28 protein-coding genes are annotated in these 26026 nt (G+C 64.2%); 23 read left to right on the forward strand and 5 right to left on the reverse strand.

Annotation, left to right across the window (positions count from 1 at the left end):
- Positions 1 to 48: 48 nt before the first annotated feature.
- Positions 49 to 480 (forward strand): DUF4186 domain-containing protein, encoded by a 432-nt coding sequence (locus JS541_RS02375; RefSeq protein ID WP_214373128.1) that lies wholly within the window; start codon positions 49 to 51, stop codon positions 478 to 480.
- Between the two features lie 106 nt (positions 481 to 586).
- Complete coding sequence (locus JS541_RS02380; protein ID WP_214372837.1) at positions 587 to 1480, forward strand: aldo/keto reductase; 894 nt, start codon at positions 587 to 589, stop codon at positions 1478 to 1480.
- A gap of 87 nt (positions 1481 to 1567) precedes the next feature.
- Here JS541_RS02380 and JS541_RS02385 read toward each other — a convergent pair whose 3' ends face one another.
- Both JS541_RS02385 and JS541_RS02390 read right to left on the reverse strand, forming a co-directional pair.
- Entirely contained in the window at positions 1568 to 2911 is a 1344-nt protein-coding gene (locus JS541_RS02385) for an amidohydrolase family protein (protein WP_214372838.1), read from the reverse strand.
- A 97-nt stretch (positions 2912 to 3008) separates the two neighbouring features.
- Complete coding sequence (locus JS541_RS02390) at positions 3009 to 3314, reverse strand: YhbY family RNA-binding protein (protein WP_214372839.1); 306 nt, start codon at positions 3312 to 3314, stop codon at positions 3009 to 3011.
- A 199-nt stretch (positions 3315 to 3513) separates the two neighbouring features.
- Here JS541_RS02390 and JS541_RS02395 point away from each other — a divergent pair, with 199 nt between their 5' ends.
- On the forward strand, positions 3514 to 5391 hold the full coding sequence (locus JS541_RS02395; protein WP_214372841.1) for an oleate hydratase: 1878 nt from the start codon (positions 3514 to 3516) through the stop codon (positions 5389 to 5391).
- 146 nt (positions 5392 to 5537) lie between these two features.
- Here the strand turns inward: JS541_RS02395 and ybaK are convergent, their stop codons facing one another.
- The 3 genes from ybaK to JS541_RS02410 all read right to left on the reverse strand — a co-directional run bounded on the left by ybaK (position 5538) and on the right by JS541_RS02410 (position 8184).
- The gene (gene ybaK, locus JS541_RS02400; RefSeq protein ID WP_214372843.1) at positions 5538 to 6047 is read right to left on the reverse strand and encodes a Cys-tRNA(Pro) deacylase; all 510 of its coding nucleotides are present in this window, start codon (positions 6045 to 6047) and stop codon (positions 5538 to 5540) included.
- Between the two features lie 164 nt (positions 6048 to 6211).
- The gene (gap, locus tag JS541_RS02405; RefSeq protein WP_214372845.1) at positions 6212 to 7270 is read right to left on the reverse strand and encodes a type I glyceraldehyde-3-phosphate dehydrogenase; all 1059 of its coding nucleotides are present in this window, start codon (positions 7268 to 7270) and stop codon (positions 6212 to 6214) included.
- A gap of 188 nt (positions 7271 to 7458) precedes the next feature.
- Positions 7459 to 8184, reverse strand: coding sequence for a thiamine diphosphokinase (locus JS541_RS02410; protein WP_214372847.1), 726 nt, complete (start codon positions 8182 to 8184; stop codon positions 7459 to 7461).
- 109 nt (positions 8185 to 8293) lie between these two features.
- Here JS541_RS02410 and JS541_RS02415 point away from each other — a divergent pair, with 109 nt between their 5' ends.
- The 20 genes from JS541_RS02415 (at position 8294) to priA (ending at position 26022) form a co-directional block, all read left to right on the forward strand.
- Positions 8294 to 9985: a fused MFS/spermidine synthase gene (locus tag JS541_RS02415; RefSeq protein WP_236036739.1), complete on the forward strand. Its 1692-nt coding sequence runs from the start codon at positions 8294 to 8296 to the stop codon at positions 9983 to 9985.
- A gap of 304 nt (positions 9986 to 10289) precedes the next feature.
- On the forward strand, positions 10290 to 10991 hold the full coding sequence (gene infC, locus JS541_RS02420) for a translation initiation factor IF-3 (protein ID WP_163232035.1): 702 nt from the start codon (positions 10290 to 10292) through the stop codon (positions 10989 to 10991).
- Positions 10992 to 11009: 18 nt separating this feature from the next.
- Positions 11010 to 11204: a 50S ribosomal protein L35 gene (rpmI, locus tag JS541_RS02425; RefSeq protein ID WP_152357322.1), complete on the forward strand. Its 195-nt coding sequence runs from the start codon at positions 11010 to 11012 to the stop codon at positions 11202 to 11204.
- 52 nt (positions 11205 to 11256) lie between these two features.
- Entirely contained in the window at positions 11257 to 11640 is a 384-nt protein-coding gene (gene rplT, locus JS541_RS02430; RefSeq protein WP_152357323.1) for a 50S ribosomal protein L20, read from the forward strand.
- 165 nt (positions 11641 to 11805) lie between these two features.
- Complete coding sequence (gene xerD / locus JS541_RS02435; RefSeq protein WP_214372848.1) at positions 11806 to 12759, forward strand: site-specific tyrosine recombinase XerD; 954 nt, start codon at positions 11806 to 11808, stop codon at positions 12757 to 12759.
- 51 nt (positions 12760 to 12810) lie between these two features.
- Positions 12811 to 13650, forward strand: coding sequence for an AAA family ATPase (locus JS541_RS02440; protein WP_214372849.1), 840 nt, complete (start codon positions 12811 to 12813; stop codon positions 13648 to 13650).
- Positions 13651 to 13869: 219 nt separating this feature from the next.
- A complete protein-coding gene (locus tag JS541_RS02445) occupies positions 13870 to 14655 on the forward strand; it encodes a ScpA family protein (protein WP_338023542.1) in 786 nt (261 codons plus the stop codon).
- A gap of 26 nt (positions 14656 to 14681) precedes the next feature.
- A complete protein-coding gene (gene scpB / locus JS541_RS02450) occupies positions 14682 to 15311 on the forward strand; it encodes an SMC-Scp complex subunit ScpB (protein ID WP_236036767.1) in 630 nt (209 codons plus the stop codon).
- Between the two features lie 11 nt (positions 15312 to 15322).
- Entirely contained in the window at positions 15323 to 16135 is an 813-nt protein-coding gene (locus JS541_RS02455) for an NUDIX domain-containing protein (protein WP_214372851.1), read from the forward strand.
- A 170-nt stretch (positions 16136 to 16305) separates the two neighbouring features.
- A complete protein-coding gene (gene rhuM, locus JS541_RS02460; protein WP_214372852.1) occupies positions 16306 to 17274 on the forward strand; it encodes a RhuM family protein in 969 nt (322 codons plus the stop codon).
- 71 nt (positions 17275 to 17345) lie between these two features.
- Positions 17346 to 17861 (forward strand): GNAT family N-acetyltransferase, encoded by a 516-nt coding sequence (locus tag JS541_RS02465; RefSeq protein WP_240539211.1) that lies wholly within the window; start codon positions 17346 to 17348, stop codon positions 17859 to 17861.
- Positions 17862 to 17894: 33 nt separating this feature from the next.
- A complete protein-coding gene (locus JS541_RS02470; RefSeq protein ID WP_214372855.1) occupies positions 17895 to 19355 on the forward strand; it encodes an FGGY family carbohydrate kinase in 1461 nt (486 codons plus the stop codon).
- Between the two features lie 55 nt (positions 19356 to 19410).
- A complete protein-coding gene (locus JS541_RS02475; protein ID WP_214372857.1) occupies positions 19411 to 19809 on the forward strand; it encodes a nucleotidyltransferase domain-containing protein in 399 nt (132 codons plus the stop codon).
- Entirely contained in the window at positions 19806 to 20231 is a 426-nt protein-coding gene (locus JS541_RS02480) for a HepT-like ribonuclease domain-containing protein (protein WP_214372859.1), read from the forward strand. The genes JS541_RS02475 and JS541_RS02480 overlap by 4 nt, the downstream gene beginning before the upstream one ends.
- 149 nt (positions 20232 to 20380) lie before the next feature.
- A complete protein-coding gene (hisD, locus tag JS541_RS02485; protein ID WP_214372861.1) occupies positions 20381 to 21778 on the forward strand; it encodes a histidinol dehydrogenase in 1398 nt (465 codons plus the stop codon).
- A gap of 156 nt (positions 21779 to 21934) precedes the next feature.
- Positions 21935 to 23107 (forward strand): histidinol-phosphate transaminase, encoded by a 1173-nt coding sequence (locus tag JS541_RS02490; protein WP_214372863.1) that lies wholly within the window; start codon positions 21935 to 21937, stop codon positions 23105 to 23107.
- A 75-nt stretch (positions 23108 to 23182) separates the two neighbouring features.
- Complete coding sequence (hisB, locus tag JS541_RS02495; RefSeq protein ID WP_214372865.1) at positions 23183 to 23785, forward strand: imidazoleglycerol-phosphate dehydratase HisB; 603 nt, start codon at positions 23183 to 23185, stop codon at positions 23783 to 23785.
- Positions 23785 to 24564 carry a hypothetical protein gene (locus tag JS541_RS02500; RefSeq protein WP_240539212.1) on the forward strand — a complete coding sequence of 260 codons (780 nt, stop codon included), beginning with the start codon at positions 23785 to 23787 and terminating at the stop codon, positions 24562 to 24564. The genes hisB and JS541_RS02500 overlap by 1 nt, the downstream gene beginning before the upstream one ends.
- A gap of 58 nt (positions 24565 to 24622) precedes the next feature.
- Positions 24623 to 25270 carry an imidazole glycerol phosphate synthase subunit HisH gene (hisH, locus tag JS541_RS02505; RefSeq protein ID WP_214372867.1) on the forward strand — a complete coding sequence of 216 codons (648 nt, stop codon included), beginning with the start codon at positions 24623 to 24625 and terminating at the stop codon, positions 25268 to 25270.
- 26 nt (positions 25271 to 25296) lie between these two features.
- Positions 25297 to 26022, forward strand: coding sequence for a bifunctional 1-(5-phosphoribosyl)-5-((5-phosphoribosylamino)methylideneamino)imidazole-4-carboxamide isomerase/phosphoribosylanthranilate isomerase PriA (priA, locus tag JS541_RS02510; RefSeq protein ID WP_214372868.1), 726 nt, complete (start codon positions 25297 to 25299; stop codon positions 26020 to 26022).
- The last annotated feature ends 4 nt before the right edge of the window (positions 26023 to 26026 follow it).

Consider the following 26026-nt stretch of genomic DNA (forward strand, 5'->3'; position numbering starts at 1 on the left):
CAGAGGCGGCGATATGCCTGAACTATGGCAGATGGCATGGATGACGATATGGACGGCGTAAACGGTACGAACGGCGCAAACGGCCGGTCGTATGGAACGAACGGCGACGAATCGCGCTGGATCGGGCAGACGCTGGAACGACTGTCGAAGTCGGCGTTTCGGGCGAAGTTCGTGCTGTCCGACAAGGACCGGGCGTACGCGCGAGTGAAGGGCAAGGAGGTGATCGACCGGCATGCGCGTGAGATGCTGCGCGCGCGGGTGGGCGACGCCGAGCCGAGGAACGACGGACGGCAGACGCCGTGGCGCGGGCATCCGGTGTTCACTGCGCAGCACGCGACCGCCACCTGCTGCCGCGGATGCATCGAGAAATGGCATCACATCCCGAAGGGCCGCGCGTTGAGCGACGACGAGGTGAACCGTCTCGCCGATCTGGTGATGGCGTGGATCGAACGTGATCTGATCGAGCATCCGGTGCGGTGATCGTTGCCGTGGGGGTTCAGCCGGTCGCGTGTTCATCCGATTGTTTTGTATGCCATATTGGGTATAGCATGGTGATTGCATAGGACATGTCATGCTGAAAGGGGCAATGATGGCTGAGGATAACGGCGTTGCGGCATCGCCTGAGATCACGTTGAACGACAAGTTCCATTCGGTGATCCCGCAGATCGGTTTCGGTACGTTCCAGATCCCGCCCGAAGACACGCAGCGCGCGGTCGAGGAGGCGTTGGAGATCGGCTACCGCCACATCGACACCGCGGCGGCCTACTACAACGAGGAACAGGTTGGCGACGCGCTCAAGGCCACCGGCATGGCCGGCAAGGTGTGGGTCACCACCAAGCTGCGCAACTGCGACCAGGGCTACGATTCCGCGATGGTCGCGTTCGACGAGTCCCGCCGCAAGCTCAAGGTCGATGTGGTCGACATGTATCTGATCCACTGGCCGTTCGCCGCGGCCGGCTTCTACAGGGAGACCTGGCAGGCACTGCTCAAGCTGCGCGACGAAGGCGCGATCCGCGTGCCGGCCGTCAGCAACTTCCTGCCCGAGCATCTGCGCGGCGTGATCGACGACTCCGGCGAAACGCCGGCCGTCAACCAGATCGAAGTCCACCCGCGCTTCAGCCAGCCCGGCAACCTCGCGTTCTGTAAGGCGCACGGCATCGTCGCGGAAGCCTACAGCCCGCTCGGCCACGGCAAGGACATCGAATCCGAGCCGGTCGTCGCGGCCGCCAAGGCGCACGGCGTCACCCCGGCGCAGGTCGTACTGCGCTGGCACACGCAGGAGGGCCGTATCATCATCCCGAAGTCGAAGCACGCGGAGCGCATGAAGGCGAACCTCGCCAGCGCGGGCTTCGACCTGACCGACGCCGAACTCGCCGCCATCGACGCGCTGCACGATCCGCACGGCAACGTGAGCGCCGACCCGGCCACGTTCACCCACTCCCAGTCGTGGGCGGACCAGCACGTACGCGGCAACATCTGATCCGGCCCGTCGATCGAGACGTCGATACGGAAATCGCCCGCACTCCGGCAAGGAGATGCGGGCGATTCCCGTATTCCGGCCGATCGCCTACTCGCGGTAGGCGCGGTCGAGCAGCGCGTCGATGTCGTCGAAACGGCGCACCTTCGGGTGCCAGACCGGCGAGCCGTTCGCAACGACCAGCACCGGCTCCTTGAGCACGCGCAGATCGAGCAGCGGATCGCCCTCCAGCACGAGCAGATCGGCCGCCTTGCCGATCTCAATCGACCCGGTCACGTCGCTCACGCCGAGGATCTCCGCATTGCCCAATGTCGCCGCGTGCACCGCCTCGGCCGCCGTGAACCCGGCCCGCTTGACCAGCAGATCAAGCTCGCGCCACGTGTTGTACTGCGTCACGAACGTCATCGCCGTGTCCGTGCCGACGCCCACGCGCAGATCCTCGTCATGTGCGTCGTTCGCGCCGGCCAGCATGCCGGCCACCACCGTGCGCGCGTTCGACAGTTGAATATCCGTGATGCCGGTCGTCGCCTGATCGAGCAGCGTCATCGGCAGGCCGGCGGATATCGTCGGCACCAGCGCCGACCATCCGCGCAGCGCATGCGGGTTGTGCCGGAACAGTTCGATCATCGACGGATCGAGCTCGCTGCCGTGTTCGATCGTGTCCACGCCAGCCAACAGCGCGCGCTTGACGCCTTCCGGACTTTGCGCGTGCGCGGCGACGATCACGCCGGCCTCATGCGCCACGTCGCAGATCGCGCGCATCTGATCGACGCTCATCTGCGGACTGCCGGCCTCACCCAGCCGCTGCGCGTCGGTCACGCCGCCGGTCGCCGCGATCTTGATCGCATTCACGCCGTGCTCGAGATTCTCCCGCGTATTGCGGGCCATGTCATCCGGGCTCTCGCCGGTCAGTGCGATCAGCGGGGCGCCGTGGCCTTCCGGAATCGCCAGCAGCGGGCCGGAGGCGAGGATACGCGGGCCGGTCATACGCCCGTCGCTGACCTTCTCGCGTAGTTCGACCGCCTCGTACCCGACGTCGCCCAGCGTGCGGATCGTGGTGACTCCCGAATTGAGCAGCGTCATGACGCTCGCCTTGGCCCGGGCCTTGAGATACGGTTTGCCGACCGGCGAATGCATGATCGCCGCGGTGATGCGCTGGCCGCGTGGCGTGGCCATCTTCGGGTTGAGCGGGCGACCGTCGGAGAACAGGTGGACATGCGCGTTGATCAGGCCCGGCATCACGGTTTTTCCGGTCGCGTCGAGCATGCGGTAGCCGTCCGGGATCGGCGTGGCGATGCTGGGGGAGACCTGTTCGATGCGGCCGGTGCCGCCGACAAGGATGGTGGTGTCGTCCAGCGTGGTGCCGGCCTTGTCGCCGGTGACGACCTGGGCGTGGGTGATGGCGAACGGTTCGTGCGATTGGGTGATGGTCATCTGATGCTCCTTTGCGGTCAGATTATAGGCCGGTGGGCTGGCGGATATGGTTCGGCTCCCGGCATGGCGCACGGGAGCCGCATGAATGGTGCGAGGATTACTCGCGCACGAGCTGGATGTGCTCGATGTCGTCGCGCTTGGAGCGGCGGAAGAGCACGAAGCGGTTGCCGATGACCTGCACCACTTCGGCGCCGATCTGGCCGGCGAGGCTCTCCGCTGCCTCCTTCGCGGTCAGGCCGGAGCCGTCCTGCACGGCGATCTTGAGCAGCTCGTGGCTGTCCATCGTCTCGGACGCCTGCTTGACGGCCGCGTCGGTCAGATCGTTCTTGCCGATGAACAGCAGCGGCTTGAGCGGGTTCGCCAGCGCGCGCAGCTGCTTGGTCTGCTTCTTGGTCAGTGCCATGGGATTCCTTACTGTCTGAAGATCCGTACGATTGCGATATCGCATACGAGCATACCGGTTCGGCACGATGAACCGGGCAACCTCTGGATTTTCGACACAACACGGGCTAGTGTCTATAGCGGGAGTCGAGAAAATGCGACATCATGTCTATCGAGTCAAGGTTGACGTGATGTCAACTCCACCGTCAAGGAGGCGGAACATGTACTATTCCAACGGCAACTACGAAGCGTTCGCCCGCCCGCGCAAGCCGGAAGGCGTCGATCACAAGTCGGCGTACATCATCGGCACCGGACTCGCGGCACTGTCCGCCGCATGCTATCTCGTGCGTGACGCGCAGATGCCCGGCGAGCATATCCACATCTTCGAAAAGGACTCCGTGCCCGGCGGCGCGTGCGACGGCGCCGAAATCCCCGGTCTCGGCTACGTGATGCGCGGCGGCCGCGAAATGGACAACCACTTCGAGGTCATGTGGGATCTGCTGCGCTCCATCCCGTCCATCGAAACGCCGGACGTCTCCGTGCTCGACGAATACTACTGGCTCAACAAGCGCGACCCCAACTACTCGCTGTGCCGCGCCACCAAGGATCTCGGCCACGACGCCGAAACCAACGGCAAGTTCGGGCTTTCCGACAAGGCGTCGATGGAGATCATGAAACTGTTCTTCACGCCCGACGAGGACCTGTACGACAAGCCGATCACCGACTTCTTCGACGACGAGGTGCTGAATTCCAACTTCTGGATGTACTGGCGCACCATGTTCGCGTTCGAGAACTGGCATTCCGCGCTCGAGATGAAACTGTACATCAAGCGCTACATCCACCACATCGGGGGACTCCCGGACTTCTCCGCGCTGCGCTTCACCCGTTACAACCAGTATGAGTCGATGATCCTGCCGATGGTCAAGTACCTCGAGGCGCACGGCGTGCAGTTCCACTACAACACCAAGGTCGAGAACGTCGAGTTCGCGATCGGCGGCGGAGACGGTCCCAAGCGCGAGCATACCGGCGTCGGCCAGGACACGATCCTCAAAATCCAAGCCACGTCCGGCGTGTTCAAGCGCAACCCGTACTCCACATCGACCAAGAAGATCGCCGTGCGCATTGACCTCGACCACGACGGCGACAAGTCGTCCGTCGACCTGACGCCCGACGACTACGTTTTCATCACCAATGGCGGTTGCGTCGAGAACTCCACGATGGGCTCGCAGAACGCGCCGGCCCCGTGGAACCCGGACATCAAGCCTGGCGGAGGCTGGGACATGTGGCGTCGCATCTCCAAGCAGGACCCGAGCTTCGGCCACCCCGACACGTTCTGCTCCGACCCGCAGGCCACCAAGTGGATGAGCGCCACCGTCACCACCTTGGACAAGGAGATCCCGCCGTACATCCAGCGCATCTGCAAGCGTGACCCGTTCTCCGGCAACGTCGTCACCGGCGGCATCGTCACCGTCACCGACTCCAACTGGCTGATGAGCTGGACGCTCAACCGCCAGCAGCAGTTCCGCGACCAGCCCAAGGACCAGCTGTGCGTGTGGGTGTACGGCCTGTTCCCCGACAAGCCCGGCAACTACGTGAAGAAGCCGATGACCGAATGCACCGGCGAGGAGATCTGCGAGGAGTGGCTCTACCACATGGGAGTGCCGACCGACAAGATCGAGGCGCTCGCCAAGCGGCACGCCAACACGGTGCCGGTCATGATGCCCTATATCACGGCCTTCTTCATGCCGCGCGCGGCCGGCGACCGCCCGGACGTCGTACCGGACGGCGCGGTCAACTTCGCGTTCCTTGGCCAGTTCGCCGAAACGCCACGCGACACGATCTTCACCACCGAATACTCGATGCGCACCGGCATGGAGGCGGTCTACACGCTGCTCGACGTGGACCGCGGCGTGCCCGAGGTGTGGGGTAGCGTCTACGACGTGAGGAACCTGCTCAACGCGACCGTCAAGCTGCGCGACGGTGCGCCCGTGACGGACATGAAGCTCAACTTCGTGGAACGTGCGGTATTGGGCAAGGTGTTGAAGAAGCTCGACGGCACCGACATCGCCACGCTGCTCAGAGAGTACGGCGTGATCTGACGGTTGCCGGTAAACCCGAGTGGCGGTTTTCTCTCACTGATCGACGATCAGTGAGAGAAAACCGCCACTTGAGCATCATGGGTGGAGGATATCGCTCGCTGACGGGGTCTGAGCGAGTGATATCCGCCACCCATGGAACGGAGCTGTCACCACGTGCCGATCGGGGCGGCGACGGCGTTCAATACCTTGATGAGATCGGCCGGCGCGATGCCGATGGAGAAGCCTCGCTTGCCGCCCGACAGCAGGATGCGATCGTACTGCATCGCGCTCTCGTCAAGTACGGTCTTGTGATGCACCTTCTGGCCGAGCGGGGAGATGCCGCCGACCACATACCCGGATTCGCGCATGGCGACCTTCGGATCGGCCATCGCGGCCTTCTTTGCGCCGACCGCCGCGGCCAGGGCCTTCAAATCCATGTGCCCGCTCACCGGCACCACGCCCACCACGCGTTCCGGCCCGGTGTCGGCCATCAGCGTCTTGAACACCTGATGCTCGTCGAAGCCGAGCTTGGTGGCGGCCTCCACGCCGTAGCCGTCGTCCATGTGATCGTTGGAATGCTCGTATTCGTACGTCTCGAACGGCACGCCGGCCTTCTCCAGCTGCACGGTCGCCGGAGTTGAGCCCTTGCCCTTCTCGTTCTTGGATTTCTTGCTCATATCGCCCCACTATAGAGTCGTCGTGCTACAGCGCGAGTCGAACACGCCGCCATACGGCCGGTCATGTGTCATCATGCAAAAAAGCCCCGCTCCGCACGAAGCGGGGCGAGGCTTTCCTCTACCAGATCGATTCGTTATGAATCTGCGGGCGAACCCGCACGGATTCACTCGGAGATCTCAGCGAAGTACTCGAGGGTACGAACCATGTTGGAGGTGAAGCCGTACTCGTTGTCGTAGAAGGCAACGGTGCGGGCCATGGTCACGCCGTCAACGGTGTTGACGTCGGTCTGGGTCGGATCGAAGACGCCACCGTGGGTGTCGCCGATGATGTCGCCGGAGACGATGCCATCCTCGTTGTAGCCGTAGTACGGGGTGTTGGAGAAGGCTTCCTTGAACGCGGCGTTGATCTCGTCAGCGGTGGTCTCGGTGTTCAGGACGGTGGTCAGCTCGGTGATGGAGCCGTCCGGAACCTGAACGCGCTGGGCGTGGCCCTGGAGCTTGCCGTTGACCTCCGGCACGACCTTGCCGATGGCCTTGGCGGCACCGGTGGAGTGCGGGATGGTGTTGATGGCGGCGGCGCGCAGGTCGCGGCCGGACTTCTTGCCACGCGGGCCGTCCAGGATCATCTGGGTGCCGGTGTAGGCGTGGACGGTGGTCATGAAGCCGACCTTGATGCCGAACTTGTCGTTCAGCAGCTTGACCATGGCGGCCATGGAGTTGGTGGTGCAGGAGCCGGCGGACACGATGTTGTCGGTCGGCTTCAGGATCTCGTGGTTCACGCCGAACACGACGGTCGGGGTGGTGGCGTCCTTGGCCGGGGCGGAGATCAGGACCTTCTTGGCGCCGGCGTTCAGGTGAGCCTGGGACTTCTCGGCGGAGGTGTAGAAGCCGGTGCACTCGAGGACGAACTCGACACCGTCGTTCTTGACCCACGGGATGTTGTTCGCATCCGGCTCGGCGTACACCGGGTACTCCTTGCCGTCCACGACGATGGCGGAGTCGGTGGCCTTGACGTCGACCGGGGTGCCGTCAGCGTGCTTGAAGGTGCCGTGAGTGCTGTCGTACTTCAGCAGGTAGGCGAGAGCGGACGGGGAAGTCAGATCGTTGATAGCGGTGACTTCGATATCGGCGGCCTCGCCACCCTTCTGCTGCAGATCGAAGATGCGGCGGAAGGCAAGACGACCGATACGACCGAAGCCGTTAATACCAATCTTAACTGTCATGTAATTCTCCCTTGTAGGGTGACCCCGCGCGCGAACACACGCAAGGCCATTGTTTACCAACATGACCCACTCTAATGCGTCGTCTGTACTATTGGCAACGATTCGCGGGCGTGTTTTCGCTTATTGGGCAAACATTTCGTGAACGCTCACATACCATTGCTCCCATGGCGAGTGACCGGCTGCCGAGCTCACTTCACGAGGATGGGGGAGACATGCGTGTCGAGCGCGCCCAGATCGCCGCCGAACTCGCGATAGCGCGTCACCGAAGGCGTCGGAGCCTCGGCAGGGAACGTGACGATCAGCGTGCCGTCGTGCACGTTGATCTCGGCCGGCACCCCGGAACGGAACTCGTTGCTCACGCCCTGCACGGTGTCGCTGGTCAGCGTGCCGTCGATCAGCTCGTACTTCAGACCCGGCTCGTTCACGCCGCGCGAGACATCGGCATGAGAGAACACCGACACCATGCGGCCCGGCACGGCCTCGTGCGCCGGGAACGACAGTGCGCCGTCGCAGATCGCCGTGACGATCGTGCCGTCGCCGTGCAGGAACCCGATGCCGCCGTAATGCGCGAGCAGCGTCATCAGCTGGATGCCGGAGATCGTGTGATCGATGCGCCCGCCCAGCGCGCCGTAGATATGGAATTCGCGGCAGCCGTGCGACCAGCCGACCTTGAGCGCGGACAGCATGTCCGGATCGTCCTTCTCGCTCGGCAACGCGATCGTATGCTCCGCATCGGCCGGCCGTCCTCCGTGCAGCGAATCGAAGTCGCCGATCACCACGTCGGCACGGATGGAGAGCGCACGGGTATGATCCAGTCCACCGTCCGCCGCGATCACGAACGCGCCCTCGGGCACGATGGGACGGTCGGCGTAATACTCGCCGGCTCCGAAAATCACGCAAGTCTGTTCGCTCATGCGCACCACTCTACGCCTCGCTCACGGCGATATCGGGCAGTGCGGCAAGGAATGCTGTGGTGTAGTCTCGCAAGATGTCGGCAACGGGCGAACGAGAACGGGGAAGCATATGGCGAAGGCGAACGCGAAGAACGAACGGCCGATCCTCAAATCGAAGATCTTCCTGTACGTCACCGAATTCTTCTCCGGCATGGCCGTCATGGCCGCCGAACTCGGTGCGTCGCGACTGCTTGCACCCTATTTCTCGAGCTCGCAGATCGTGTGGACCATCATCATCGGCACCATCATGATCGCGCTCGCGCTCGGCGCGGTCTTCGGTGGCCGCTGGGCCGACCGCGACCCGAACCCCGACAAACTGTACTTCCGCATCCTCGTCGCAGCCGTCTGGATCGCATTGATCCCGCTCGTCGGCAAATATCTCATCATCGCGATCTCCGGCCTGCTCATCGTCTCCGTCTCCACGAACTTCCTCGTCATCGCCGCGTTCGTCAGCTGCATGGCGATCTTCGTGCCGCCGCTGTTCCTGCTCGGTACCGTCACGCCCGGCCTCAACAAGTTCGCCACCGACTCGCTCGACGACAACGCGTCCGTCGTCGGCCGGCTGTCCGCGTGCAACACGGTCGGCTCGATCCTCGGCACGTTCCTGCCGACCTTCGTCACGATCCCCGCCGTCGGCACGTTCGTCACGTTCCTCATCTTCTCCGGCGCCCTGCTGTGCCTGCCGGTCGTCTACTTCCTCGCCGCGCGCGTGCGCCGCGTCGCCTGCGCCGTCGCGGCCGTGATCTTCATCCTGTCCGGCGTGTTCTCGCCGATGACCGGCTTCGCGTTCTGGGAGAACCGCTCGATCGTCGCGTACGAGGGCGAGTCGATCTACAACTACCTGCAGGTCAAAAACCTGTCGGACCGCACGATCCTGTCGACCAACGTGCTGTTCGGCGTGCAGTCCGTCACCATGAAACAGCCCGGGCTGACCGGCATGTACTACGACACCGCGCTGGCCGCGCCCGCGCTCGCCGACCATGCCGGCTCCGCGCTCATCCTCGGCATGGGCACCGGCACGTACGCGCGACAGCTGCGCCAGTACTATCCGGACATGGCGATCACCGGCGTGGAGATCGACGGCAAGATCACGCGGCTGGCGGGGGAGTATTTCAACGAGCCGAGCGACATCGACGTGTCGACCTACGACGGGCGCGCGTGGCTTGCCGCCAGCCGCGACACGTACGACGTGATCATGGTCGACGCGTATCAGGACATCACCATCCCGTTCCAGATGAGCTCGACCGAGTTCTTCACGATGGTGGAGCGGCACCTCAACCCCGGCGGCGTGATGGTCGTCAACATGAACATGATCTCGGACGGCCGCGGTTCGATCAACGAGGCGCTCACCGACACGATCTCGACCGTGTTCGGTTCGGCCAACGTGCGCACGGCCGACGTGCCGAACACGACGAACCGCGAACTGTTCGCCAAGACGATGGACATTAGCGGGGCGACGACCGCGATGAAGGAAGGAGAGGACATGGACTCGTTGTCCGATCCGGGAACGCTGGAGACGCGCGCATACGACCGCACGCACAGCCATGAGCTCGCCGCGACGATGAACGCGGTGGCCGGACGGATGACAGAGGTCGACGATCCGCGTGACAAGGCGGACGCGACGATCCTGACCGACGACAAGGCGCCGGTCGAGGTGCTCGGCATGCGCGCGATCGACAACATCATCGCCGAACAGGCCGGCCCGTACCGCGACCTGCTGAAGAAGGAAGGCATCGCCGGTCTGCTGCGCGCCGTGCAGTGACGGGACGCCGCACTGGCGGGGCGGCCCCATGCGCGACACGCCCGGTCGAGGGGTATGGTATTATCTACAAGGCTTGAGAAATCAAGAAAGCGGGGCAACCCCCACCTGGAAGCCTTTCATGGCCTCGGGTTCACGGCAATGGCCTGTTCCGGCGGCGATACGCCGGGATTCGTATCGGGATGATACGGCACATATGAACATGCATTCGGCATGGAATATGAACGGCGCCTGACGGCGTCCGCTCCGGTCTGCCATGAATCCGCGCGATGAATCGCGACCATCCGGGTTGTTTCGCAGCAGGAACATGAGGATTGGAGTCATCATTAGCGACGAACCACGCATTAACGACGAGATTCGCGTCTCCCAGGTGCGTCTGATCGGACCGAACGGCGAGCAGGTGGGAGTCATCGCGACTTCCGTCGCCCTGAACCTGGCCAAGGAAGCGAACCTCGATCTCGTCGAGGTGGCACCCAACGCGAAGCCTCCGGTCGCCAAGCTCATCGACTACGGCAAGTTCAAGTACAACGAGAAGATCAAGGCTCGTGAAGCCCGCCGCAACCAGAGCACCGCGGAGATCAAGGAGATCCGCTTCCGCCTGAAGATCGACGACCACGACTTCGAAGTCAAGAAGGGCCACGTCACCCGCTTCCTGAGCGGCGGCGACAAGGTCAAGGTCACGATCATGCTGCGCGGCCGCGAGCAGTCCCGCCCGATCGGCGGCGTGGAGCTGCTGCAGCGCCTGGCCGACGACGTGCAGGAGTACGGCACCATCGAGTCCGCTCCCAAGCAGGAGGGCCGCAACATCATCATGACGCTTGCGCCCAAGGGCAAGAAGGTGCACACGCAGTCCGAGCAGCGCCGCCGCGGCGACCAGTCCCGCGCCGAACGCCAGGCCCGCCAGGCCGCACGTCTGGCCGCCAAGCAGGAGGCCCAGGCACAGGCCGCAGCCGAGGCGAAGGCCGCGGTCAACGGCACCGAAGACAACACGACTTCCGAAAAGAAGTAACCAACAAGGAGGGCAGCAATGCCGAAGATGAAAACAAATTCCGCCGCGTCCAAGCGCGTCCGCGTCACCGGCAAGGGCAAGCTGGTTCAGAATGGTAGCGCCATGCGCCACAACCTGGAGCACAAGTCCGCTCGCAAGCGTCGCGCCCTGAAGGCCGATGCCGTGCTGGCTCCGTCGCAGACCAAGGTCATGAAGAAGCTGCTGGGCCGCTGAGCCGCCTGAAGCCGATTCGCGAAGAAACTTTTAGAAAGCTGAGGAATAGATTATGGCACGTGTCAAGCGCGCAGTGAACGCCCACAAGAAGCGTCGCGTTGTTCTCGAGAGGGCTTCCGGCTACCGCGGCCAGCGCTCCCGCCTGTACCGCAAGGCCAAGGAGCAGCTGCTCCACTCCTTTACTTACAACTTCCGCGACCGCAAGGCTCGCAAGGGTGATTTCCGCAAGCTGTGGATCCAGCGCATCAACGCTGCTGTCCGCGCCGAAGGCATCACCTACAACCGCTTCATGCAGGGCCTGAAGCTGGCCGGCATCGAGCTGGATCGCCGCGCTCTCGCCGAGCTCGCCGTCTCCGATCCGGAGACCTTCAAGGCCATCGTCGCCGAGGCCAAGAACGCCCTGCCGGCCGACGTGAACGCTCCTGCCGAGGCGTGAAATCGACAGTCCAGTGGACTGTCGATAGCCGAGGTGAGCGGATGCAATATGGGCATCCGCGAAGGGCGTGCGACAGCACGCCGGGCGTGAAATCGACAGTCCGGTGGACTGATTGTGTAACGGAACCCCGCCATTGTGCGGGGTTCTCGCATATCATGGGCCGATATGGAACACAACGACAATGCACTGACACGGCTGTGCGAGCGGTTCATCGCGCACATTGACGTGGAACGCGGACTGTCGAAGGCGACGGTCGCGGCATACGAGTCCGACCTCGGCAAATACCTGACCTGGCTGGCCGGCCGCGGCATCACGAAACCGGACGGCATCGGCAAACAGGATGTCGAGGACTACATCGCCTATCTTGACACGAGCGGCGACGGGGCCCGCAGCAAGGCGCGTCGGCTCGCCAGCGTGCACATGTTCCACCGGTTCGCGCTGGCCGAACATGCGGTTGATGACGACGTGTCGGCCGGCATCAAGGCGCCCAAGGGCGCGAGCACTCTGCCCGACGTGCTCACCGTGGACGAGGTGACGCGCCTGCTCGACGCGGTCCCGGTTCCCGACGGCGCACAGGCCGGCACGTTCGAAGGCGCGGTCGCCTGCCGCGACAAGGCGCTGCTCGAATTCATGTACGCCACCGGCTCGCGCGTCTCGGAGGCGGTCGGCGCGAACCTCGACGACATCGACCTGGATGCTCGGGTCGCCCGGCTCATGGGCAAGGGTTCCAAGCAACGGCTCGTACCGCTCGGCACCTACGCGTGCGAGGCGATGACCCGATATCTGAACGTCGCCCGTCCGACGCTGGAGGCACGCGTCTCCAACGGCAATCCTGAACGCCGAGCGATCTTCCTCAACAAACGCGGGCGCCGCCTGTCGCGCCAGTCGGTCTGGGAGATCATCCGTCTCGCCGGCGAACGCGCGCACATCGACAAGCCGCTGCATCCGCACACGCTGCGCCATTCCTTCGCCACGCATCTGATCCAAGGCGGCGCGGACGTGCGCACCGTGCAGGAGCTGCTCGGGCATGCGTCCGTCACCACCACGCAGATCTACACGCACGTCAGTCCCGAAGGCCTGATCGAAACGTATCTGACCGCGCACCCGCGTGCGAGGTAGCCGTTCGCGCACGGCGCGCCGACACGGGCTGATGTTATGATGAGAGGCATTATGCCTACCGATCTGCTTGGACGTGAATATGAAACGTTTCCCGCCCCGGAGCCGTTGCACCAGCACGGCCCGGCAAGGGTCATCGCCATGTGCAATCAAAAGGGCGGCGTCGGTAAAACCACCAGTTCCATCAACATCGCCGGGGCGTTGAGCCAGTACGGTCGTCGCGTGCTCATCGTGGACTTCGACCCGCAGGGCGCGGCCAGCGTCGGGCTCGGCATCAACGCGAACAACATCGACAACACGATCTACACGGCGCTGTTCAACCCGCGCATGGATGTGCACGAGGTCATCCAGCACACCGAATTCGAGAACCTCGACATCATCCCGGCGAACATCGACCTGTCGGCCGCCGAGGTACAGCTCGTCACCGAGGTCGGCCGCGAGCAGATCCTCGCCGGCGTACTGCGTCCGATCCGCAACGAATACGACGTCATCATCGTCGACTGCCAGCCCTCGCTCGGCCTGCTCACCGTCAACGCCCTGACCGCGGCGGACGGCGTGATCATCCCCGTGGCCGCCGAGTTCTTCGCGCTGCGCGGCGTGGCCCTGCTCATGCAGTCGATCGAGAAGGTGCAGACCCGCATCAACCCCGGGCTCGAGATCTACGGCGTGCTCGTGACCATGTACACGCGCACCCTGCACTGCGAAGAGGTGCTGCAGCGCATCTACGAGGCGTTCCGCGACAAGGTGTTCCACACCGTCATCTCACGGTCGATCAAACTGCCCGACTCCACCGTCGCCGCCGCGCCGATCACGATCTTCGCGCCGAACCACAAGACCAGCAAGGAATACCGCGAGGTCGCGCGCGAGCTCGTCGCCCGCGGCGTGATCGCCTGACCGCACGGGCCTGCCGACGGACACCACGACCATCAGAACACCCTTATGAGCGATGCTGTTTTGCCTGGGCCCAGCCACGACGCCGAGCCCCCACGACTTTCCACGCCTCCGTCCGGACACGACGAATCCGTGCCCTTGTCCGCGCGCGATGAACACGTATCCGGTCCCGACTCCAATTCCGACTCCGACTCGTCGACCGCACCCGCGCAAGGATTCCGTGTGAACCTCGACGTGTACTCCGGCCCGTTCGACGTGCTGCTCGGCATGATCGCCGACCAGCGGCTCGAACTGACCGAGGTGTCGCTCTCGACGATCACCGAAGGATTCCTCGACTACGTGCGCGGCATGGACAAGACCGGCGACATGGACGAGGCAAGCGCGTTCATCGACGTGGCGAGCGTGCTCGTGGAAGCGAAAAGCGCCGCGCTGCTGCCCGGCGGCGATGACGGCGACCGCGACGAGCAGAGCCTGGAGGCGTTGCGCGAACGCGACTTGCTGTTCGCCAGACTGCTGCAATACCGTGCGTTCAAGACCGCGGCGGGCGATTTCCGGTCGCGGATCGACTCCAACCGCGGGCGGTTCGCGCATCCGGCCGCACTGGACGCGTCGATGGCAGCGCTGTTGCCCGAACTGACCTGGACGATCGGGTCCGACGACCTGGCACGCATCGCCGCGCGGGCCATCGCCGACGCCCCCGCGGACACGGTCGCCACCAGCCAGCTGCATGTGCCGCTGGTCGACTTGCAGGCGCAAGCCGATCTGGTGCGCGAACGGCTGTCGTCCCTGCCTGACGGCGAGGCGCTCACCTTCGCCCAGCTCACGCAGGACGCGGCCTCGCGCATCGAGATCGTGGCCCGGTTCCTGGCGGTGCTCGCGTTCTTCAAACAGGGCGCACTGCAATTCAAACAGGACGGCCCGTACGCGCCGCTGCACGTGCGCTGGGTGCATGACGGCACGGGTGAGACAGCCGGCAACGCGGACATCAGCGAGAGGGACTTTGCATGAGCGACGATATGAACGCCACGAACGACATGAACGCCACGACCACGACGGGTGGCATCGGAACCGGGACGACACGGACCGAATCGGCCGCCGACCAGTATCCGGGCGGATTGCGGGCCTGCCTCGAGGCGGTGCTCATGGCCGCCGACCAGCCGCAGCAGCCCGCCGATCTGGCACGCGTGATCGGCGCGGCCGAACAGGAGATCGCGAACACACTCGAATGCATGCAAGCCGAGTACGAGGCCGAACACCGGGGCTTCGAACTACGCCGCACCTCGCGCGGATGGCAGTATGCGAGCCGCGCCGAATTCGAACGGATCGTCGCGTCGTTCGTCACCGACGGCCAGACCGCGCGGCTGTCGCAGGCCGCGTTGGAGGCTCTCGCGATCATCGCGTACCAGCAGCCGGTCACGCGCGCGCAGGTCGCGGCGATCCGCGGCGTCAACTCCGACGGCGTGATCCGTTCGCTGTCCATCCGCGGGCTGATCCGCGAGCAGGGCACCGACCCGGAATCGCATGCGGCGCTGCTGGGCACGTCAGCGCTGTTCTTGGACTACATGGGATTGGACGGGCTGGACCAGCTGCCGTCGCTCGCGCCGTTCCTGCCGGATTCGGCGGACGCGATCGGCGAGGCCAGCGAGGACTCGTCCGGAGAGTAGATTACTGCCGTATGGGATATGGGAACGTTTCGGAGCGACGGCATCAGCCGCCGCAAATCGGCGTATCAGTGGTGATCCTGGCGCTCGGCTCGCCGGACGGCACCGGGCGCAGCCGCCTGTGGATGCCGTTGGTGCGCCGCGTGCGCCAGCCGTATCTGGGGCAGTGGGCGCTGCCGGGCGGCGAATTGCGCGCCGACCTGTCACTCGAACAGTCCGCGTATCTCGCGCTTGAATCGACCACCGACCTGCATCCGCAGTATCTTGAGCAGCTGCATACGTTCGGCGGTCCCGATCGGTCGCGCGGCGGGCTGCCGATGGTGTCGATCGTCTACTGGGCGCTGGTCGGCCGGGCCGAGACCCGCGACTTCGCCGAAGCGGACAACGTGCGCTGGTTCGCGGAAGACGATCTGCCCGAGCTGGCGTTTGACCACCGCGAGATCATCGATCATGCGCTGCGCCGGCTGCGCGAACGCATCGAATACCCCGATCTCGTCGCCCGGCTGGTCGGCCCCGAATTCACGCTGCGCCAGCTGCACGGCGTGGTCGAGGCGATCACCGGAGAATCCGTCGACCTGGCGAATTTCCGCCGGCGCATGCTCGCCAGCGGACAGATCGAGGAGACGGGGGAGAAGGTGCGCGAAGGCCGCCAGCGGCCCGCCGCCGTCTACCGGTACGTGCCGTGCCCCGCCTCCGCCGGGGCGAGCGGTCTGCCGGCATCCGTCACGCCCGCCGCACAACAATCGTCATGGTCGGATGCCGTCCGCCGCCAGCAGGTTCCCGTCCCCGACCCCGACGACGCGCTCGGCCCCCTGATCACCGGCTGACATGATTGCCCGCCTGTATTTGCATCTGTGACCGGTGGCGTGTCGTATTTCGTTGCCTTGATAGGGTTCTATAAAGAGGGACGCAGCTGGATGTGCCAGTAGATGCGGAGAGTGACTGTCGAATGACCGGAACACGTGCGTCGCGTGTTCATCTCACGGGGAGGACTGACATGGTCAGGGACATCGAACTCTATCGGGCCGAGGACGGCTCCGTGCAATTGGAAGTCAGCGTACAAGGCGATACTGTATGGCTGACCCAGGCGCAGATGGCGGAATTATTTGGTACGAAAAGCCAGGCAATGACCAAACATATAAGGAATATCCTTGCTGACGGAGAACTCGACGGGTCAACTTGTTCCAAAATGGAACAAGTTCGCATAGAAGGAGACCGTCGTATCCGTCGGGTTGTGAATGTGTACAACTTGGATATGGTTATTTCGGTTGGATACAGGGTCAATTCACGGCGGGCCACTAGTTTCCGTCGCTGGGCCACCAATGTATTGCACAGGTATCTCATCAACGGATATGCCGTCAACGAGCACCGGCTGCAGCAGTTGGAGAGGGTCGTCAAAGTACTCTCCCGGAGCGGCGACCATCTTGCTGTGGGAATAGCGGATGTCGTATCAAGTTATCTGCCGGGATTGGACATGCTACGTGACTATGATGCGCATGAACTTGCCCCAGATCCGCGTGCGAAACCGGTATGGGAACTGACATCTGCGGATGCGAGGGCCATAGCAGCGCGTTTACGCGAGGAGTATCCTGCCGACACGCTGCTCGGACAGGAACGTGGGGATGCGCTCGAACGTATCATTGGCGCGATATATCAGAGTTTTGACGGTCAGGATCTGTATCCGACGGTCGAGGAAAAGGCGGCGCATCTCCTGTATTTCACCGTGAAGGACCATCCGTTCTCCGACGGCAACAAGCGCATGGCCGCCGCAATGTTCGTCAGTTTTCTCGACGGGAATGCGGATGCATTCGATGCCGTCACCAGACCGGTCATCACTAACAATGACCTCGCCGCTGTCGCATTGTTGATCGCGGTCAGTGCCCCTGAGGAAAAAGAGCTGATGATCGATCTCGTGGAACGTATGCTGTCCGCACAAGACGGAAGGATCGATTCGTTACGGAGATAAGACGATTCGCTATGGATGTTGGGCGGATAATTCGTATCTGTCATGCAGATCATGCGATATAAATGGTGGACATGAATGAACTGATGGCTGATGATGCGAACCTGACGATACGACATGCAACTGCAGAGGATGCCGCGGAACTGTCGTGCATCGAGTCGGTGTGCTTTCCGCCGGCTGAGGCGGCGAGCGCGGCGGTGATCCATGCACGGCTGGCCGCATATCCGGAATGTTTTTGGCTGTTGTGCGGTGAGGACGGTTCGATCATCTCGTTCATCAACGGGTTCGCAACCGACGACCGTGATCTGGATGACGACATGTACGATGATCCGTCTCGGCATGATCCGCACGGCGACTGGCAGATGATCTTCGGTGTGGATACCGTGCCGGCTTGGCGGCATCGAGGCTACGCAAGCCTGCTCATGCGCCATGTGATCGTCGATGCGCGCGCGGCTGGCCGGCTCGGGCTGGTACTGACCTGCAAGGATCGGCTTGTCGACTTCTACGCCCGCTTCGGCTACGTAGATGAAGGTATCTCCGACTCCACCCACGGCGACGTCGTCTGGCACCAGATGCGCCTGACGTTTTGACACGGTGACGGCAACGACAGGAGGGAACGCAACATGCGGGAATATGCGGCGGTGTTCGACGCGGGGACGACGGCGATCAAGGGCGCGCTGGTGGACGGCGGCGGCCGCATCGTTGCCTCGGCGAGCGGCGACCTCGATCTGATCGTCGACGACGGCGTGCGCGAACAGGCCCCGGAGCAATGGTGGCGGGTGATGTGCGAGGTCGCGCATACGATGCTGTACGACGCGGCGCTCGACGATCATGATTTCAACACGCCCCGCATCGCCGGCATCATTTTCAGCGGGCAGATGCAGGACGTCATCGCGCTTGACACTGATCTCCATCCTGTGCGCAACGCCATCCTGTACTCGGACGGCCGCGCTGCGGCGCAGGCCGATGCGCTCGCCGACGCATATTCCGGCGGACGCGGGCGTTTCCTTGCCACGGTCGGCAACCGGCTCGAAGGATGCCTGCCGCTGCCGAAACTCATGTGGATGCGCGACCATGAGCCTGACGCGTTCGCATGGACCTCGCACGTGCTCATCAGTTCCAAGGACTATCTCATCGCGCGATTGGCCGGCGTCACGGTCGGCGACGTGGCTGCCTGTTCCACCGCCGGCGCGATGGGCATCCGTACCGGACGGTGGAGCGGGGAACTGTGCGCTGCGGCCGGCATCGAGGCCTCGCTGTTGCCGCAACTGCACCGTCCGCAGGACATCGTCGGCCAGGTGACGGCCGCGGCGGCCGAAGCGACCGGATTCGCGGCGGGCACGGCCGTGTACGCCGGCATCGGCGATGCGGGCGCCACCACGTTCGCCAGCGGCGTCACCAGACCCGGCCAATACAACATCAACCTCGGCACGTCCGGGTGGATCGCCACCGTCTCGTCCGAACCGTTCGTGAACAAGCCGGGCGCCGCGAACCTCGCGTTCGGCGTGACGGACGGATTCGTCAACGCGGTGCCGTTCCTCAACGCCGGCGACGTGCACCGTTGGGCGACCGGACTGTTCGCCGACGGCGACTACGAGCGTGCGCATGATCTGATCGAGGCGGCCGCGCCGGGCGCGAACGGCGTGCTGTGCCTGCCGTATCTGGTGGGGGAGCGGTTCCCGGTGATGAACCCGACCGTGCGCGGCGCCTACGTGGGGCTTTCGCCGGCCACGAGTGCGGGCGACATGCTGCGCGCCGCGCTCGAAGGCGTCGCGTTCTCCATCCGGCAAGGCATGGCAAGCTTCGACGAGCCGCCGACCTCGATCTCGCTGATCGGCGGCGGTGCGCGCGAAACCGCATGGTGCCAGATCATGGCCGACACGCTGCACCATCCGGTCGAAGTGTTCGCCAACGCCGACATCCTGCCAGCCGTCGCGCTCGCCTCGCTCGTCTTCGACCGCCCCGACCTGGTCGCAACCGTCGCCGAAACCACCTACCAGCCGGACCCGGCCGCCGCCCGAGCCTACGACGCCCTCTACCCCCGCTTCGTCGCCCTCTACCCGGCCGTCGCCCCACTGGGGTGACGAGGAGCCGATCACATGAAACACGACTAGGAAGCGGTGAGGATAGGATGGAGCCATGACAGCGGCAACGGTTTCGGCAGTGCGGACAAGCGGAGGGGAGAGGGTTCTCTCGCCGTCCGATATCGCTGTGCTTGCACGGCCACTTGCACGTCGGTATGGGATTACCGAACTGTACTTGTTCGGTTCGATGGCCAGCGGTGAGGCGGGACCGGATTCCGATGTCGACTTCATCTACGGCACCACACATGATGATATGCGCGTACGCAGGGTGTCGAATTTCAGAAACGACTTACGAGATGCGTTCGGTCGCGATATCGACCTGGTTGATGTCGACTACATCACCCAGCCGGAGAAGAAGCCGTATGATGAGATGATTCGTTCATTATTCGTGCGCAACGTGATGTCCAAACCGATTTTGCGTATTTTGCCGATCGATAGTGAGGAGCAAGCATGAGCGGTTCACACTCCGGAACTGACCCTCGGCGAGATCTGATCCATCTGCTGCAGATACGTCATGAGCTTGAATTGGCGTTGTCGTTTCTGAATGGGGTCACGCTCGAACAATTTGAAGAGGATGAGCTTCGCCAGCATGCAGTATCCATGGCGGTCGCGCAAGTCGGCGAGCACGTCAAGAAACTGTCGAAACAGTTTGTCTCATCCCAGCCGGATGTAGTGTGGAAAGCCATCGCCGGTACCCGTGATTGGATCGTTCATGACTATGGCAACCTTGATTTCGAGGAAGTGTACCGTTCCGTAACTGCTGAAGGGCCGGATATCATTGCTCTCGTTACGCAGGCGATCAAGCTCATCGGCATTCCGGACATGGCGATAGGCGATTCCGGCGCACAGGCTTTACGCGATGCGCCGCTCATCTAGTTCAAGGAACATCTGTCGGAGCGTTATATCCGTATATCCGATGGAAAAGCGGAGCGGAGATCAGCGAAATACGCGGGATGTCTCACGATTTGGGTGAAAACGGACATTGGACGGCGGTTCGTGGCGCCGCGTTGTTACGATGGGGCGTTATGAGCGAGAACATCATGCGTATCATCGACCTGCGTGGTCGCAAACTGTCCCGTGCCGAACTGCTGGCCGCGATGCCGCGCGCCGCCATGGGCACCTCCGAAGCCACCGACCTGGTGCGCCCGATCCTCGAGGACGTGAAGGAACGCGGCGCCGCGGCCCTGCGTGATTTCGAGGAGAAGTTCGACCATGTGCGCCCCGAGCACCTGCGCGTGCCCGAAGAGGAGATCGAGGCTGCGCTGGACACGCTCGACCCCGAAGTGCGCGCCGCCATCGAGGAATCCGTGCACCGTGCCCGCGCCGTCGCCAAGAACCAGGTGCCGAAGGACTTCCACACCGATCTGGCTCCCGGCGCACGCGTCGCCGAACGCTGGATCCCGATCCAGCGCGTGGGCCTGTACGTGCCCGGCGGCAAGGCCGTCTACCCGTCGTCCGTCATCATGAACGCCGTGCCTGCGCAGGCCGCCGGCGTCGAGTCGCTCGCCATCGCCACCCCGCCGGCCCGCGACAACGACAAGGGCCTGCCGAACAAGACCATCCTCGCCACCTGCGCCATCCTCGGTGTCAAGGAGGTATACGCGGTCGGCGGCGCACAGGCCATCGCCATGTTCGCCTATGGCGCCAAGGGCAGCGAGCCGCAGGACGGCGAGGTGCTGTGCGATCCGGTCGACAAGATCACCGGCCCGGGCAACATCTTCGTCGCCACCGCCAAGTCGCTCGTCTCCGCGTTCGTCGGCATCGACGCGGTCGCCGGCCCCACCGAAATCGGCATCATCGCAGACAAGACCGCGAACCCGAGCCTCGTGTCCGCCGACCTCATCGGCCAGGCCGAACACGACGAGCTCGCCGGGTCCGTCCTGTTCACCGACGATCCGGAACTCGCCGACAAGGTGCAGGAGAACCTCAACTACCGCGTTCCGAAGACCGAGCACTCCGAACGCGTCCACACGTCCCTGTCCGGCACGCAGTCCGCGATCGTGCTGACCGACGGCCTCGACCAGTCGATCGACGCGGCCAACGCGTACGCGGCCGAACACCTCGAGATCCAGACCGCCGACGCGGACGCCGTCGTGGCTCGCATCAAGAACGCGGGCGCCATCTTCCGCGGCCCCTACTCGCCGGTCCCGCTCGGCGACTACATGTCCGGCTCCAACCACGTGCTGCCCACCGGCGGCACCGCGCGCTTCGCCGCCGGCCTCGGCGTGCACACGTTCATGAAGCCCGTCGAGGTCATCGAATACGACGAGGAGGGTCTCAAGGCCCTCGCCGCGCGTATCAACGCGTTCGCCGTGTCCGAGGATCTGCCGGCCCACGGCGAATGCGTGCTGTCCCGCTTCGTCAAGGACCCGTACGACAAGGCCACGCTGCGCGAGCAGGAAAAGGAAGCCGGCCTGCGCTAAGGCATATCGGAACCGTGTCATTTCGACCGAGCGCCAGCGAGCGGAGAAATCTTCCAAGGCAGGGATGCTCTGGGAGATTTCTCCGCTCGGCCTCGCCTCGCTCGACATGACACGGCATGCATGCGGTGAATCACCGTGATAACAGGGGAGAAAAGCATGACTGAAGAAACCAACGCGATCCCGGCAAGCCTGCCGCTGCGCAACGACCTGATCGGAGAGACGCCGTACGGCGCGCCGCAACTCGACGTGCCGGTCTGCCTCAACGTCAACGAGAACCCGTACGAGCCGAACCCCGACGTGTGCGCCACCATCGCGCGCCGCGTCGGCGAGATCGCCCATACGCTCAACCGCTACCCCGACCGCGAGCACATCGCGCTGCGTCAAGCGTTCAGCGACTACCTCGCCAAGGAGTCCGGCGCGCGCCTGAGCATCGACCAGCTGTGGGGCGCGAACGGCTCCAACGAGATCATGCTCCAGCTTTTCCAGGCGTTCGGCGGCCCGGGCCGCACCGCGCTCGGCTGCGATCCGACGTACTCCATGTACCCCGAATACGCGCGCGACACGTTCACCGGCTGGAAGCTCGCCCACCGCAACGCCGACTTCACGCTCGACGTGGACGCCGCCATCGAGTCGATCCATGAAATCAAGCCGAGCATGGTGATCCTTACCAGCCCGAACAACCCGACCGGCACGCCGCTGCCTCCGGCCGACCTCGAACGCATCCTCGAGGTGTGCGAGACCGCCGACGTCGCGGGAGCCGCCGAAGGCGTGCACCCGATCGTCGTCGTTGACGAGGCATACGTCGAATTCCGCAACCCGGGCACGCCCAGCGCCGTCACGCTCATCGAACAGCACCCGAACCTCGCGGTCAGCCGCACCATGAGTAAGGCATTCGCGTTCGCCGGCGCCCGCGTCGGCTACCTCGCCGCATCCAAGGGCATCATCGACTGCGTGCGCATCGTGCGCATGCCGTACCACCTCTCCGCCGTCACACAGGCCGCCGCGCTCGCCGCGCTCGAGCACACCGACGAACAGCTCAGCCAGGTCGCCCACCTGCGCGAGACCCGCGAAGCCACCGCCGCATGGCTCACGACCCAGACCTACAAGGGCCAGCCGCTCGAAGTCGCCGCATCCGAATCGAACTTCCTGCTTTTCGGCGGCCACTTCGACCAGCGCGAGCGCATCTTCGACGAACTGCTCAAGCGCGGCGTGCTCATCCGCGTCGTCGGCCCGGACGGCTGGCTGCGCGTGTGCATGGGCACCGACGACGAAATGGCCCGCTTCCGCGAGGCGCTCGCCGAGGTGCTGCGCATCGTGGAAGCCGAGTGACGCCGCGCCATCCGCACAGACCTCGCAGACCGAGTAGTCTCGAATACGAGACATAAGCAGTGTAAGGAGCAACACATGGCACGCACCGCGCACATCATTCGCGAAACCAGCGAGTCGCACATCGACCTCGAACTGAACCTCGACGGCACCGGCAAAACCAGCATCGACACCTCGGTGCCGTTCTACAACCACATGATGAACGCGCTCGGCAAGCACTCGCTCATCGACCTGACCATCAAGGCGTGGGGCGACACCGACATCGACGTGCACCATACCGTCGAAGACACGGCCATCGTGTTCGGCGAGGCGCTGAAGCAGGCACTCGGCGACAAGCGCGGCATCCGCCGCTTCGCCGACGCGACCGTGCCGCTCGACGAGGCGCTCGCCAAAGCCGTCGTCGACATCTCCGGGCGCCCGTACTGCGTGTGCACCGGCGAGCCGGCCGGATTCGAATACTGCATGATGGGCGGCCACTTCACCGGCTCCCTCGTGCGTCACGTCATGGAATCGATCGCCATGCACGCCGGCATCTGTCTGCACATGCAGGTGCTTGCCGGCCGCGATCCGCACCACATCGCCGAAGCCGAGTTCAAGGCGCTGGCGCGTGCGCTGCGGTTCGCGATCGAACCCGACCCGCGCATCGAAGGCCTGATCCCGAGCACGAAGGGCGCGCTGTGATGGCCGACGACCGCAATGACGACACGAACAAGGACGACGATCTGAACGTGCCGGACGAGTTCAACCCGGATGATTTCGGACTGAACGATCAAAATGGCTCACAGGGAGCGGACGGTTCGGGCAACGCTGACGGCACCTCGTTCAGCGACGAGGAGCTCGAAGCCGCGCTCGCCGGATTCGAACAGGAATTCAACGACTCCGGCACCGGCGACGATTCCGGCGATCCGCACGACGACGGCGTGGCCTCGGCCGACACCGCCGGCGGCGATCGGACCGACCTGTCCGCGCAATTCGAGGACGAGCTTGCCGGTCTGCTCGGCAACAAGGCCAAGGTCGCGGTCGTCATCACCCGCATCGCCTCCGCTGAACTGCTCGCTGCGTTCTGCCAGCTGTCCGACATCTCCGCCGACTGCATCGGCTCTCCGGACGGCGCGATCGCCGTGCTGCGCAACCTCGACGGCGACGGACCGGAAGCCGCGGCCCGCGACATGACCATCGTCGTATCCGGCATGAGCGTCATCCTCGCCGTGAACCGCGCCGACAAACTCGAGGCGACGCTCTACCTGCAGGGCAAGCCCGCGCAGACCTTCGCCCCGCCGATCCTGTTCAGCGCGACCCCGCCGTTCGTCGAAGACCTCATGCTCGGCATCTCCACCCTGACCGATCTTAAGAAGCAGGGCGTGAAGATCGTCGCATCCTCCGACTACGACCACGATGCCGCCATGAAGATCCTCGCCGAACACACCAAATTCGGCCGCGGCGGATCCAGCATCCAATAACGAATCGCGAACGGGCGGCCAACGCTCCGCCAGCAATCACACAGCACGGGAGAACAACATGACATCAGTGGTGGTTTTCGACTACGGATTCGGCAACGTGCGCTCCATGGTGCGCGCGCTCGCCAACCTCGGCGCCGACGTGACGCTGACCTCCGACTACCGTCAGGCGCTTGAAGCCGACGGCCTGGTTGTGCCCGGCGTCGGCGCGTTCGCCGCGTGCATGGACGGACTGAAGGAGATGTCCGGCGACCGCGTGGTCACCGACCGTCTGCGCGCCGGCCGGCCGGTGCTCGGCGTGTGCGTCGGCGAGCAGATCATGTTCGAGCAGGGGCGCGAACGCGGCCACGAGGCTGCCGGACTCGGCTTGATCGGCGGCAGCGTCGACCTGCTTGATGCGGACGTGGTGCCGCACATGGGCTGGGATACGGTCGAGGCGCCGGAAGGCTCCGTGTTGATGAACGGCGTGGAACACGAGCGGTTCTACTTCGTGCACTCGTATGCGGCGACGGATGTGCATCCGGGCGACCTGGCCAAGTACGAGATCGACTTCGGCGACGCCCCCGAACGCGTTACCTGGTGCACGTACGGACGCAGCCGGTTCGTGGCCGCCTACGAGCGTGGGCCGCTGTCCGCCACGCAGTTCCATCCGGAGAAGTCCGCCGAAGCCGGCGCGCAGCTGCTGCGCAACTGGATCGCCACGTTCTGACCCGAACATCAAGAAAGGCTATCATCATGTCACTTACCCTGCTTCCCGCTGTCGACGTGCGCGACGGCAAGGCCGTGCGTCTGCGCCAAGGCGAATCCGGTTCCGAAACCGACTACGGCTCGCCGCTCGAAGCGGCCCGCACGTGGGTCGAATCCGGTGCGCAGTGGATTCATCTGGTCGACCTCGACGCCGCGTTCGGTACCGGCGACAACCGCGCCCAGTTGCGCGAGATCGTGCATGAACTTGGCGACAAGGTCAACATCGAGATGAGCGGCGGCGTGCGCGACGACGCCTCGCTCGACGCCGCCCTGGACGCCGGCGCGGCACGTGTGAACATCGGCACCGCCGCGCTCGAGAACCCCGACTGGACAGCCTCCGTGATTCGCAAGTACGGCGACCGTGTGGCCGTTGGCCTCGACGTGCGCGGCCACACGCTCGCCGCCCGCGGATGGGTCAAGGAAGGCGGCGACCTGTTCGAGACGATGAAGTTCCTCGACTCGGTCGGCTGCTCGCGCTACGTGGTGACTGACGTGGCCCGTGACGGCATGATGTCCGGTCCGAACATCGATCTGCTGCGCGAGGTCGCCGAACGCACGGACGCCAAGGTGACCGCGTCCGGCGGCATCAGCAAGCTCGACGACCTGCGCGCGATCAAGGAGCTGGCCAGCCTCGGCGTCGACTCCGCCATCCTCGGCAAGTCCCTGTACGCCCGCGCTTTCACCCTCGAGGAAGCTCTCGAAGTCGCGAAGTGAGACA

This window comes from Bifidobacterium sp. SO1 (genome assembly GCF_018555335.1).
Classification (GTDB): Bacteria; Actinomycetota; Actinomycetes; order Actinomycetales; family Bifidobacteriaceae; genus Bifidobacterium; species Bifidobacterium simiiventris.